The sequence below is a fragment of the Flavicella sp. genome, assembly GCF_037132785.1.
GTDB lineage: Bacteria > Bacteroidota > Bacteroidia > Flavobacteriales > Flavobacteriaceae > Flavicella.
Genome location: NZ_JBAHZZ010000109.1, coordinates 1 through 12854 on the forward strand (window position 1 = coordinate 1; position 12854 = coordinate 12854).

9 protein-coding genes and 2 pseudogenes are annotated in these 12854 nt (G+C 28.9%); 3 read left to right on the plus strand and 8 right to left on the minus strand.

Features of this window, described 5'->3' with window-relative positions; all coding sequences use genetic code 11:
- Both V5787_RS07360 and V5787_RS07365 read right to left on the minus strand, forming a co-directional pair.
- A pseudogene (locus V5787_RS07360) lies at positions 1-90 on the minus strand (IS1595 family transposase); the annotation flags it as partial.
- A gap of 42 nt (positions 91-132) precedes the next feature.
- Positions 133-639: a DDE-type integrase/transposase/recombinase gene (locus V5787_RS07365; RefSeq protein WP_336892609.1), complete on the minus strand. Its 507-nt coding sequence runs from the start codon at positions 637-639 to the stop codon at positions 133-135.
- 1348 nt (positions 640-1987) lie between these two features.
- Between V5787_RS07365 and V5787_RS07370 the strand changes: the two genes are divergently transcribed.
- On the plus strand, positions 1988-2962 hold the full coding sequence (locus tag V5787_RS07370; protein WP_336892610.1) for a YitT family protein: 975 nt from the start codon (positions 1988-1990) through the stop codon (positions 2960-2962).
- A gap of 132 nt (positions 2963-3094) precedes the next feature.
- Here V5787_RS07370 and V5787_RS07375 read toward each other — a convergent pair whose 3' ends face one another.
- The 5 genes from V5787_RS07375 to V5787_RS07395 form a co-directional block, all read right to left on the minus strand.
- Positions 3095-5848, minus strand: coding sequence for an outer membrane beta-barrel protein (locus V5787_RS07375; protein WP_336892611.1), 2754 nt, complete (start codon positions 5846-5848; stop codon positions 3095-3097).
- Positions 5849-6138: 290 nt separating this feature from the next.
- Positions 6139-6897: a LytTR family DNA-binding domain-containing protein gene (locus V5787_RS07380; RefSeq protein ID WP_336892612.1), complete on the minus strand. Its 759-nt coding sequence runs from the start codon at positions 6895-6897 to the stop codon at positions 6139-6141.
- A 22-nt stretch (positions 6898-6919) separates the two neighbouring features.
- Positions 6920-8233 (minus strand): histidine kinase, encoded by a 1314-nt coding sequence (locus tag V5787_RS07385; RefSeq protein WP_336892613.1) that lies wholly within the window; start codon positions 8231-8233, stop codon positions 6920-6922.
- Positions 8234-8276: 43 nt separating this feature from the next.
- Positions 8277-9344, minus strand: a complete 1068-nt coding sequence (locus tag V5787_RS07390; RefSeq protein WP_336892614.1) for a hypothetical protein — start codon at positions 9342-9344, stop codon at positions 8277-8279.
- A gap of 167 nt (positions 9345-9511) precedes the next feature.
- Positions 9512-10507 (minus strand): ThuA domain-containing protein, encoded by a 996-nt coding sequence (locus tag V5787_RS07395; protein WP_336892615.1) that lies wholly within the window; start codon positions 10505-10507, stop codon positions 9512-9514.
- Between the two features lie 180 nt (positions 10508-10687).
- Here V5787_RS07395 and purB point away from each other — a divergent pair, with 180 nt between their 5' ends.
- Positions 10688-12031 (plus strand): adenylosuccinate lyase, encoded by a 1344-nt coding sequence (purB, locus tag V5787_RS07400; RefSeq protein WP_336892616.1) that lies wholly within the window; start codon positions 10688-10690, stop codon positions 12029-12031.
- An 83-nt stretch (positions 12032-12114) separates the two neighbouring features.
- The gene (locus V5787_RS07405; protein ID WP_336892617.1) at positions 12115-12498 is read left to right on the plus strand and encodes a hypothetical protein; all 384 of its coding nucleotides are present in this window, start codon (positions 12115-12117) and stop codon (positions 12496-12498) included.
- Between the two features lie 222 nt (positions 12499-12720).
- On the opposite strand, the pseudogene V5787_RS07410 reads toward V5787_RS07405, so the two are convergent.
- A pseudogene (locus tag V5787_RS07410) lies at positions 12721-12854 on the minus strand (IS1595 family transposase); the annotation flags it as partial.

The following is a 12854-nucleotide window of genomic DNA, read 5'->3' on the forward strand; positions in this document are numbered from 1 at the left end:
TTTTATTTTGGCTAAATAAGCCTTACAAGCTTCATCATTTGGCAGTTCTTTTATAAAACTCAGTATATTTTGACCTTGAAAAATATCCATATCTGTTATATTTAATGACACTAAGATACAGAAACTAAATGACTAACTCAGTTTTTTTAATATTATTTCGATTTCCTCAAAAGTTCTATAATCCACTCTTGTAAAGACTTCTTTTTTTAATATGCCGTGATAGGCTTCAATATGAGCATTTTCTTTTGGCGTTGCTACATTTGTAAACTCTTGCTGAACTCCTATTAGACCAAGGTATTCACGAACGTTTTTAGCAATAAATTGACTTCCATTATCACTTCTAATCACTACATTTTCAGGATATTGATACTCTGAAAACAAATCCGAAAGGAATGCTATCACCTTCTTTTGTTTTATTGAAAATGAAAAATAGTCTTTTAATATTTTACGGGTATGAACATCTATTATGAAGAGCAAATAAGCGTTTTTACCAGCCTTTGGAATCCAAACCATCTTTATGTCCATTTCTATGCATTCAAAAGGTCTAGAGGTGTTTACTTTTCTAAATTTTACGAATTTACGACCAGAATCACTTCTGTTTATTCGGTTTTCTAGTTTTAACAAACCTTCTTCTTTCATAATTCTATACAGTTTTTTATGATTAATTAGATAACCATCTCGCTGTAAATAAGAAGTCATTAAGTGGTATCCACAATCTATAAATTCATAACTTAAAAATTATTTAAAATACTGAACTACAGCATCTTGATATACCTATTCGTTTATCTTATTATAGGTGAGTTTACTAGCCGTCTTTCCCTTTTTCCCAAGACTAGGTGTACGATAATAACTGCTATGCACCATGCCTATCATATTGATAATCTTAGTTTTACTAATCTCATGTTTTTTAAAAACAGCATTGACTAAATCTTTCTTGGATCGGAGGTTCCAAACTTTTTTTTTAAAAGTTCACGCTGAATTTCTAATTCAATTTCCTTGTTACTTAATAGCTTACGCAGTATTCTATTCTCTTCTTCGGATTGCTTTAGTTCCTTGCTACGAATGTCATAAGTAACTTTTAAGCCTGCTTCTCCTTGCTGCTCGTGCTTCTCTCTTCCAGATGTACAAAGTCCCTTGTACTAACGCTGTATTTACGACAGGAATCTACAGTTCCTATTTCCTCACAAGAGGCTAAAATCTCTAACTTTTCTGACAAGCTCCATTTCTTGTATTTCATATCTCAAATGTATTAGTTTGAAATTTAAAAGAACACTCCGAACTTATTGGGGACTAAACTATGATGTACACTTAAATCCTAATATTAAATACAAATCTTATAAAAGAAATAAAAAAGATTTGATTTTTTTACTAACTTGAGAACTCGTAGAAAAGCTATTCTAATTTTTTTGGCTAACTAAAAAGCCATAAAAAAAATGGAAATAACTTTGCGGTAACAACAAAAAAAGGGCAACCTATATAAGTATAATACATTGTTTAAATACTACAATCAATCACAAACTACGAGTTTTTGTATAGTTTTCGATTCTATTATTAATATAATATACAGTCAGTAACCTAATTAACCCGAATTATACCAATTTGATTAATGTGGGAAATAATGTCTTTCGAATAAATCAATTGCTCTGATATATACTGATCGTGAACTTTTACTTCTGTGATATTTACCACATCAGATGTCATTAAATAAAACACATAACCACAGCTCAAAAGAGTACGATAAACACTTCTAGGCAAAACAAAAATACAGACTAAAAACAACAACTAGTTGTAAATAATTCACTAGTTTTAGCACTAATAAAAAAACAAGGTTAACATTGCCGTGTGATTCCTATATACGGAAACTATTAAAAGGCATGAGTTTTGTTTAGGGAAACTAATACGTGCATTTTTATTTGGATGCTTACGATATCTGATTGTGACATTGTAAAAAACACTAAAAAATAAATATCTATAACAAAAAAATAAAATGAACTCATTTTTTCAACAAATAATTATTTCGAGAGTAAAACAGACACTTAGAAGAAAAAAAAAGGAGATCAATGATGAAAATATTTCGAATGAAGTTGAAATTTTTAAAGTTAATGTCATTCACCTTATTAAAGATTTTTTGTTAATCATAATTGGAATTGTTTCTGCTGGTTTTGGACTTAAAGGATTTTTATTACCTAATTCATTTATTGATGGTGGCGCTATGGGTATTTCACTATTAATATCTGAAATTACTACTGTCCCGTTATCCATACTTATTGTTATTATCAATTTTCCATTTATAATTCTTGGATTTTCTCAAATAGGAAAACAATTTGCTATTAAGAGTATTTTAGCAATTATTGGCCTTGCTATAATTGTTCACTTTATACCTTATCCCTTAGTAACATCTGACAAATTACTTATCGCTGTTTTTGGTGGATTTTTCTTAGGAGTAGGTATAGGAATGGCAATTCGGGGAGGTGCAGTAATAGATGGAACTGAGGTATTAGCAATTTATTTAAGTAAAAAATCAGGACTCACGATTGGAGATGTAATATTACTTTTTAACATTGTAATATTCTCATTCGGAGCTTACATCTTATCCATAGAAATTGCATTATACGCAATACTAACATATATAGTCACTGCAAAAACTGTAGATTTTATAATTGAAGGAGTTGAAGAATACACAGGTATAACAATCATATCAGATGAAAGTAAAAAAATAAGATTAATGATTACTGAGAAACTAGGAAGAGGTGTTACCATTTATACGGGTAAAGGTGGCTATGGAACAAAGGGTCATAAATTAAAAAATATCGACATTCTTTATACTGTTATAACAAGACTTGAAATTGCAAGACTGCGCAAAGAAATTGATACAATTGACTCTGATTCATTTATTATAATGAATAAAGTAAAGGATACAAAAGGAGGAATGATAAAGAAACGACCATTAGAAAAATACTAAATCCCTACGAACTAAAGTCCTTAGTTTTTAAATCTGACGACTTAAGTCAAAAAACAACTAACTAGTTAAGGGTTGTTTTATATAGTCTAACTAGTTATAGAATGTTACCTTGAGGTTAGAACTTTAAATATACTACCTCATTCTACGACCTCTTCGATTATCAACCTCACCTGCTTTTCCTAGTGTATTAAACTTCCAACTAAAGCTTAACATAAAGTATCTTTTTAAAACTGTATTTTGTGTATCAGAAATAGTATTTCCATTAATTATTCTTCTCGCATCTGTATTTTGATTTAACAAGTCATAGCCTTTTAAAGTTAAGGTAGCCATATCTTTCATAAATGAATACGCAATAGTGGCATTCCAAAAAATAGAGTTTTTATCAAAGCCGTCAGATATATTAGTATTATATGAATACCTTAATTGGTTGCGCAGTTCAATTTTTTTATAAAAAAAGTTAGTTGTCCGTAAATACACTTGATGAGAATTGAATTTTTGGTTTTCATATACATCTGAGCTGTAAGTATTATTATTTAAAGAAAAGCTATATCTCAAGTCAATATCTGTAACATCAATCCACCTAAAGCTTGCTCTTAAATTTGGCGAAACTGACTCTGATAAACTTGCAAATTGCACATCATTAAAATAATTAATACTTCTGTTTATACTACCTCTTAATCCTACGCTTAAACGTAAGGTTTTTACACTATCTAGTTTTATCTTTTTACCGTAATCTAAATATGAATAAAAATTATAAGAACCGTCAACATTGGTATATGTAGTTCTTTTTATAAGGTCTTCTTCATCTATTTCGCTTTTAGAAATCACTCTATCATTATAAATATTACTCCGTATTGAAGCATAAAAACTCTTGCCTTTTTGAAAATTATTATAATTGTAATAAGCAGATAACCTATGACTCTTTGTCTGTTTTAAATTAGGGTTCCCTATTACAATATTTAAAGGATCCGTAATATTAACAACCGTTTGTAATTGTGATAACTGAGCAGGGTTATTACTTAAATCATACCGAAAACTATACGAATTTATAGGACTACGAAATCGTAATCTATATCTTACATCTAGTGCATTAAAATTCCGTTCTAAATTTGAACTAGGTCTTAAATAGTCTTTATTTTCCAATGTTCTTAAAACCATTTCTCCACCTAAAGAGGACGACCATTTATCTTTCCTATACCTTAATGAAAGTCCTGGAGTATTTGTTGTATTTAGATATTCAAAATCTGAGTTCAATGAATCATTGGAAGTAAGTGTATTACTTGTTTCTTCAATATCAAAAACCTCAATGAAATTTTTCTCTTTCCTTGTTCTGTGACTATATTTTATGTCTAGCGATAATTCTGCTTTTATAGGCATTCTATAAACAAGGCTCGATTCAAAAGTGTTGCCTGAACCTTTTTCAACTATATTAACATTTTGAATAATGTTTTCCGTAGAATCATCATTAAATTCTACTTCAGAATTAAATAAATTTTCAGAATTAGATTTCTCTACACTATTGTAGATATCTAGTTTAAAAAAGCCCCCTTTATTTCCAAAACGTTTGGTGAAATTCATACCATTAGCAAAGGAATTATTATTGTTTTCTTCTATTGAACTACTTGTGGATTCATTAACTAAAACCATGTCTTCATCTAAAGATTTTTCATTTGTATTATTAATATTAGTTCCTTTATCAAATCTAAATTCTGGTTCTATCGTAATTAAAATAGTTGAGTCTAACTTTATTTGAAATTTAGTCTCTGTACTATGCTTCTCTCCATTTGAAATAGAACTTGAATTAGAATTACTATAGTACCTGTTTTCCGGCAAAGTGTTTTCTGTATTTGAAATATTTTCATTTTCAGAATCCGAATTTGAGTAAAAATAATTTGTTGAAATAGTAATCTTTTTACCTACGTCATCAGAAAAATTCAAACCTGCATTTTCAGAGGTTACAATCCCTTGATTTCCATAACCAAACACCTGACTATCTATATTAGATGAGGCATTACCTCCAAACATCTTATTAATTTCTCCATAACTAAATCCAGGAGAATTGATATTATTTCCACCTGCCAAAACACTAAATTGCTGTCCGTCATTAAAGAGGCTTAACATACCTGCAGCCTCATATCGTTCATCAGTACCAAAGCCTGCAGCTACACGACCAAAAACACCTCTGTTATCTTCTTTTCTTATGACAAGATTGATTGTTTTATTAGTCGCATCACCTTCTTCTCCAGTAAAAGCCTGTGAATCGGTTTTTGTATCTAATACTTGTATTTTTTGGATCATATCTTTAGAAAAGTTTTTAGTCGCAATAGTTGGATCACCACCAAAAAAAGGTTTTCCGTTGACTAAAATCTTATCCATTACTTTACCGTTTATTGTAATCACACCATTTTCATCAATTTCAAAACCAGGTAACTCTTTTAACAAATCTTCAACATTTGCATCTTTTTTGGTTTTAAAAGACTTTACATTATATTCTATAGTATCCAGCTTAATTGTTATAGGAGCTACTGCTTTTATAATAACCTCGTCTAAAGTATTGGAATTTTCTACTACTCTTAATTTTCCTAAATCAATGCTTGATCTATCGAGTTTAATTTTTTTGTGAAATGTTTTATATCCAATATAAGAAATATAGAGATTTACAAAATTGTCACTTGTTTTATTTTCAATGACAAATTTCCCCTCCTTATCGGAAATTGTATAGGTTATTAAGGTACTATCGCGAGCTGTTTGCAAATATACTGTTGCTGATTCTAAAACCGACGAATCTTTATCCATAACAATTATCCCAGAAATATCAAACGTTTTAGATTGTGAGAACAGTATATTACAAACAAATAACACCACTATTAAAATTATATTTTTCATTTTTTTACTTTTCATTCAGCAGAGTAAATAAAGCAACATAATTTTTAAAGCTTTTATTTAAAATAAAGTTACAAATACAATACCATTTTACGTCCTTAGAATGAGGGATTAACACACCTAAATTAGTATTCGGTGTTTTTTGTAGATCTTATTATAGATTTGACAATATACATTCTCCTCTTATTGATAATTCTTGAATTCAAGATTCTTTTGAAAATTGCGCATATAACACCAAAATCTTATTTTACACTTTAAATTGTTGTTAAAATATTTCTACACTCACAAAAGATTTATATAGATAAATTTAAAGAAGCCAAATTTTTTAAAATTTCTTCTTTTTTAAGCCTGGATACGCTAACCATACTACCATCTTTCATGACTATATAACCACCATCTTTTTTCACATAAGAACTTACGTGTAAACTATTAATTAAATGCGACTGATGTGTTCTGATAAATTGATGAGGACATAATAAATTATCCCATTCTTTAAGCGTCTTTGATACTAATATTTTGCTGCCATCGGTAAGAAAAAACTGTGTATAATTACTTTCTCCTTTACATCTTATTATATCCTTAATGGGAACAAAAAACAACTCTTCAGCCGTTGAAAGTATAATTTTCTGAGGCAGGTTTACATCTTTTAAGTTTTCAAACAGAACTTTGAGCTTCTTATTTCCTTCGTTCTTAGAAACTACCTGAGAGACTTTTAAAACAGCTTGTTTTAATTCCAAAATAGAAACTGGTTTCATTAAATAATCTAAAGCACAAGATCTCATTGCTTTTAGAACATATTGATCATAGGCGGTTACGAAAATCACCTGAAATGTTATTTTTGGAATAGACTCTAACATCTGAAATCCATTTTTATTTGGCATTTCGATATCTAAAAAAACTAAATCTGGTTTGTGCTCTTTTATTAGCTCAATCCCTTCTTCTGCAGAATTCGCTAAAGCTACAACCTCTACATTTGGGCAATTTTTTAATAACAATCTTCTAAGATTTTCTAGGTTGTGTGCTTCATCATCAATTAAAATACATGTAATCATTTTAGTATATTTATTTTCCAACTCAATAGAACAAGGGTAAATAGATTTCAACACATGTTCCTGTTTTATTTTGATCTATATCAGAAATGTCCGTAATTATTATTTTCGCATTGGTTTTATAATTTTCATTGATCAAATTCAATCTATCTTTAGCTAATTTCAAGCCAAAAGGGATATGATTTAAATTGCTGCTCTTATTCAATTGAGACTTATTAATTCCAATACCATTATCTTCAATCAAACAACATAGGTTTCCCTTTTCTATTTTGATTGTAATACTCAACAACTTAGCTCCTTTTTTTCCTTTAAGTCCATGATTAATAGAGTTTTCTACAAAAGGCTGAATCAACATGGCGGGAATTTCAATTTCATGACAATTAACCTCTTTAGCTATGGTAATATTTGAGACAAAACAAAATCTCAATTTTTCCAATTCTAAATATTTTGAAATAGATTCAAGATCATCAAACAAAGAAACCAATCCTTTTTCAGAGTTATTAAGTGTTAATCTCATCAATTGAGAAAACTCAGTCAAATAATGATTTGCTTTATCGTTATCTCCTTTATTTATTAAATTTTGAATTGCACTTAACGAATTAAACAAAAAGTGTGGATTCATTTGAGAGCGAATACTTTTTAATTGTATTTCTGTAAATTTTCTCTTTGAAATTTCTTTATTCTTTACTAAAACCAACCTCCATTTAAAAACACAATAGATTAATATCATAAAAGAGATAACACATATAATCACGATAGTCATCAAGTGTTTTCTAAAAAAGGATTCTTTTTTAAAAACAGAATAACCATTAAAACATGTTTGCAAACACAAATCTATCCCATTGTTAAAGGTATAGGCATAAAAGAACTCTGCGTGTTTATACAAAATAAAATGTTGTTTACCTGGAGCTACACCAATAATACAATCAATTGTATATGTATCTCCAGAAAAAACAATTTTATCTTTTTCAAAGAGTATTTTTGCATTTGGCGAAAACCAATTACCTAAAATACTTTCTGGAATTTCCTTTAATTCTTTTGGTGTAGCTTTTTTAAGTTTCGATACCTTAAACCCTTCATCTAAAAATAGGCTTTTCGAATTAATACTATTGACACTAAAATACTTTACATCTGTATTGTTTGCAATCGTAAAATTTAGATTATGTTTTTCTCTGATAATCTCATAATAGTAAAACAATTTATCTTGTATTATTATATAATCTTCCTTAATAATTAAAACAATTTCATTTTTATCATTCATCCAGCTTCCAAGAACAGAATCAGAAAGCTCCGTTGGAACAATATTACTACCTTGACCCCAACTTAATAGAGAGGTCATTGTAAAAAATAATAACAGAATGTTCTTGATTTTCAAAAATGTATTATTTATATTTTATATATTTAGCACTCGGATACTTTCGAGGGCTGATACTATATCCATTGTCTTTTTTACGTACTAAATACAAAACATAATTGCCATCATTATAAATTACTATACTGATTCTATTACCCGATTGTGAACTAGCAACAAGGTCTATCTTCTTTTTTATTGTTCTTTCAGGGTATCCATCTCCATAATCGTTAATATAAAAATTATAATCTGTAATTTTTAATCTTTTAACTTTTAACCCGTGTATATATTCTCCTTTTATCCCTTTAGGCAATTTTTTACTTAAAGGTTTCCTACTTAGAGCACTTAATTTATCTGTTCTAACATTCATTATATTATTCTCCAAATTAAAAATTTCAAACAAACTATTATTCGTTATTATAATAAATTTATGATCATTATTTTTTTGAATGTTTTGATAAAATTGAATTTTAGAATTATAAATGATATAATCAGGAGTTATGGTAAGAACAATAGAACCGTATTTATCGCACCAATTCCCAAACATTTTTATAGGAAGATCTTTTGGAAATAAAGAATTAAATTTGGATAATTTAGCATCGTCCTGTATTTCTATATTATATTTTTTTACTTTTTTATTAGAATTCAAACTATTAACATTAGATATATTTAAAAAATTCTTACCGTTTTTTGAAATATTTAATTTATAAATAAACCAATTTCCCTGTTTATTTGCCTCACCATAATTAATTCTCTTAACGTTTGAATCTAAAGGAGGAAAGAATAATTTATAGCGAATCTTATCAGAATCAATCATATAATTTTTTTCACTAAGAGTAATGCCTTCTGTTTTGGTAATATAAATTTTAGTTCCTTTTCCTGCAGAATCTTCAATATAAGTTTCTTTGGGTATTGCAATCCAACTTCCTATCGGAGAATGCACTTCAAAATGAAGTATCGTTTCCTTATTAGTAACTTCAACTTTAGTCACTTTTCCGTTAATATTACTAGATATATAATCAGAATTGTAAACTACACGCTGCGCATTACCAATCATCGAAAACAAAAAAAAGAATAAAAACACAAACGTATTTTTCATAAGAAATATTATTTTATTCAAAGATATGGCAGTATTACTTATGAGCTATTCTTTATTTAGTATTCGGTTAATAAAAGTTAGAAACAGGTAATTTTATTGAGATTGTACTTAATTTACTGTCATTAAAAAAACACTACAGCTCCTATCTTAAAATTGTTCTCATTGGTTTATTTTTTTAAATAAAATTTTCTACTTGATGACTTATCTTTTGAAGGAAAATCTTTTGGAATTGGTTGCGTTACTTCTCCTGTTGCGACCCACTCTACTCCCCTTGTAAAGGAAACTATAAAACCTACACTTTCAAATGAAACCGCATCATGCCCCAAAATAGTATTAAACACTTTTCCTTTTCCATAATCTGTTACAATAAAAATAGGTTCGTGTCTGTCCGTTGGTGCTTTGGAACTCTGGTCTTTTCCTGTAGCCAAAATTGTCATACGCTCAGCAGGCCCCCTTAATTTAGCATAACACTCATCTGCATTTGTCAACCAAACAGTAGGCATGCCTTTAGTAATTGGATGTTTTGTGTCTCTAATTGTAATAGGAAACTCATGTTTTTCTCCGTGAGTTCCACCTTTTCCAACAGAATTATCTCTGATCAATTTCCCTTCATTATTATAATAAACATAAGGACCATCTTTTTCACTTCTTTCTCCCCAGCCACCAAGACCAATCATTTTATTATAATCCAACCATTTGGGGAATGAATTATTCGCGGCATGTACAGTTACAAATCCTCCGCCATTTCGAACAAACTTTTCAAAATATTTCTGTGTTTTTTTTGGCCAATCCGCTACTCCCCAACCAAAATTAGAAACGACAACATCATACTTGCTGAATTTTGGACAAAAATCAGGATCTGATTTTGATTTTTTAAAAAATTCACTCGTACCTGTATTTGCTAAAGGCAAAAAATATTTTTCTTCTTCACCTTTCCATAAATATTTAGTTCTTTCAATATCTACGGTAAATAAGTCCGTGTTTTCTAAATATTGTTTCATCATAATGGTCGATTTAGGCCAAACACCATGATTATTTTGTCCATCAATGATTAAAACCTTTATTTTTCTCTTTATTGAGTTTATTTTTTTTTCGGATTTTACTCCAAAAGAATACACCAAAACCATAAATACGATAAATGCAATTATTTTATTGAATTTCATACCTTATTTTATTTTCAAAGCACAAGTTATTAATTTCTAGGCACACCAATGTTCAAAATATCACATTGTTATAAAACAATCAAATAATCAGCATTAAAAATGCTGCTCAAATTTCCAAATAATAGATTCTTATAGTTCTTTAAAAAAGTGTATTTTTGTGCTTAATTTCAATACGAAAAAATGTCATTATCAAGTTTAAATGCTATATCTCCAATTGATGGAAGGTATAGAGGAAAGGTAGAATCATTAGCTAAGTATTATTCAGAGCAAGCGTTGATCAAATACAGAGTAAAAGTTGAAATAGAATATTTCATCGCTCTATGTGAAATCCCATTACCTCAATTAAAAAATTTTGACACTACTTTATATCCTGCATTAAGAGAAATTTACACAAATTTCAGTACTGAAGATGCATTAAAAATTAAAGATATTGAAAGCATTACTAATCATGACGTAAAAGCCGTTGAATATTTTATCAAAGAAAAATTTGACGCTTTAAACCTTCAGGAATTTAAAGAGTTTATCCATTTTGGATTGACTTCTCAAGATATAAACAATACAGCGATTCCATTATCTCTTAAAGATTCTTTGGAAGAAGTTTATTACCCAATATTAGATGAATTAACTGCGAAATTAGCTGATTTATCTGAAGAATGGGCTGCTGTTCCTATGTTAGCTCGTACACATGGGCAACCTGCTTCTCCTACTCGATTGGGAAAAGAATTGTTTGTTTTTGTAGAACGTGTAAATCAACAAGTTTTGCATTTACAACACATTCCACATGCAGCTAAATTTGGTGGAGCTACAGGGAATTTTAATGCTCACAAAGTAGCATACCCAAATATTGACTGGAAAACTTTTGGAACTAAATTTGTTGAGGATATTTTAGGTTTACACCACTCATTCCCTACAACTCAAGTTGAACACTACGATCATATGGCTGGTATTTTTGATGCGATGAAACGTATTAATAATATTATTATGGATTTAGATAGAGATATCTGGACCTATGTTTCTAATAATTATTTCAAACAAAAAATTAAAAAAGGAGAAGTTGGTTCTTCGGCAATGCCACATAAAGTAAATCCTATTGATTTTGAAAATTCAGAAGGAAATATTGGACTTGCAAACGCTTTATTTGAACATTTGGCAGCAAAACTACCTATTTCTCGTTTACAACGTGATTTAACAGATTCTACAGTTTTAAGAAATATTGGTGTTCCTTTTGGACATACGCTTATCGCTTTTTCTTCTACCTTAAAAGGATTGAACAAATTATTAATAAACAAAGAGGCTTTTGAACAAGATCTTGAAAATAATTGGGCTGTAGTTGCTGAGGCAATTCAAACCATATTAAGAAGAGAGGCGTACCCAAATCCATACGAAGCTCTAAAAGGATTGACGAGAACAAATTCAGTAATCAACCAAAAATCAATTGCAGATTTTATTGATACTTTAGAAGTTTCTGATGAGATAAAAGCAGAGTTAAAAGTAATTACACCAAGTAATTATACAGGAATCTAATTCAAGTAGTCAACCTATTTAGGTACAGTATAAAAAGTACTCGAAGTTTATCTCCGAGTACTTTTTTTATTTAACTTTAGAGCATGTTAAAAAAAATTACCACAGTCCTTTTTATTGTAGCAGTCTTGATTGCTTGTGAAGCAAAAAAAAACACGAACTCTTATTCTTTTAAATCAGGATATTTTAAATCCTATTTAGAGAACAAACGAGATAGCTCAAGTTTTTATCGAGTGCATGATCTTCAGATTGAAACTTATAAAAACAAAACAGACACTTTTAAGATAACTTGGAAAAATAAATTCGAATTTAGTTTACTAAAAGTGAATCCAAAATCTAAACTAGACAGTACTAATTTTGTAGTAAAAATAAAAAAAATAAAAAAAAATACTTACGATTTTGAGGCAGGCTACGAAAACAGCAACTTTAAGCAAAAAGGAAGTACCTATAGAGTTAACAATAAACAGTGAACAGTTAGTATTTAACAATGAGAAATGGGTTATTAAAAAATATTTTCTAAAACAAAACTCAAAAGACTTATTTCTACTACAATAGTAAAACGACTACAAATCAACAAAAATTATTATAGCTGATTCTACAAATCTCATGTTGATCTGATTTATTTAAATTTTAATGTTTATATGCTAATTCACTCAGAAACAACTTTAAAACACATATAAACAAAAACTGAGTTATACGCCTAGTGTCTGTTTTGTGTTTTTTTGATATTTAGGTTTTTGTAGTACCATTCTAAGAATTGTTTTATAAAAAATGGATTCTTTGTATTGTGACCTATTAATTCTAAAACAAAATTCATCAAAATAAG

What these genes read in the sequence shown, in the direction of transcription:
- purB (WP_336892616.1), top strand. Translation starts at nt 10,688, where the DNA reads ATGTCATTATCAAGTTTAAATGCTATATCTCCAATTGATGGAAGGTAT.
- V5787_RS07380 (WP_336892612.1), bottom strand. Translation starts at nt 6,897, where the DNA reads ATGATTACATGTATTTTAATTGATGATGAAGCACACAACCTAGAAAAT.
- V5787_RS07390 (WP_336892614.1), bottom strand. Translation starts at nt 9,344, where the DNA reads ATGAAAAATACGTTTGTGTTTTTATTCTTTTTTTTGTTTTCGATGATT.
- V5787_RS07405 (WP_336892617.1), top strand. Translation starts at nt 12,115, where the DNA reads ATGTTAAAAAAAATTACCACAGTCCTTTTTATTGTAGCAGTCTTGATT.
- V5787_RS07375 (WP_336892611.1), bottom strand. Translation starts at nt 5,848, where the DNA reads ATGAAAAATATAATTTTAATAGTGGTGTTATTTGTTTGTAATATACTG.
- V5787_RS07370 (WP_336892610.1), top strand. Translation starts at nt 1,988, where the DNA reads ATGAACTCATTTTTTCAACAAATAATTATTTCGAGAGTAAAACAGACA.
- V5787_RS07385 (WP_336892613.1), bottom strand. Translation starts at nt 8,233, where the DNA reads ATGACCTCTCTATTAAGTTGGGGTCAAGGTAGTAATATTGTTCCAACG.
- V5787_RS07395 (WP_336892615.1), bottom strand. Translation starts at nt 10,507, where the DNA reads ATGAAATTCAATAAAATAATTGCATTTATCGTATTTATGGTTTTGGTG.
- V5787_RS07365 (WP_336892609.1), bottom strand. Translation starts at nt 639, where the DNA reads ATGAAAGAAGAAGGTTTGTTAAAACTAGAAAACCGAATAAACAGAAGT.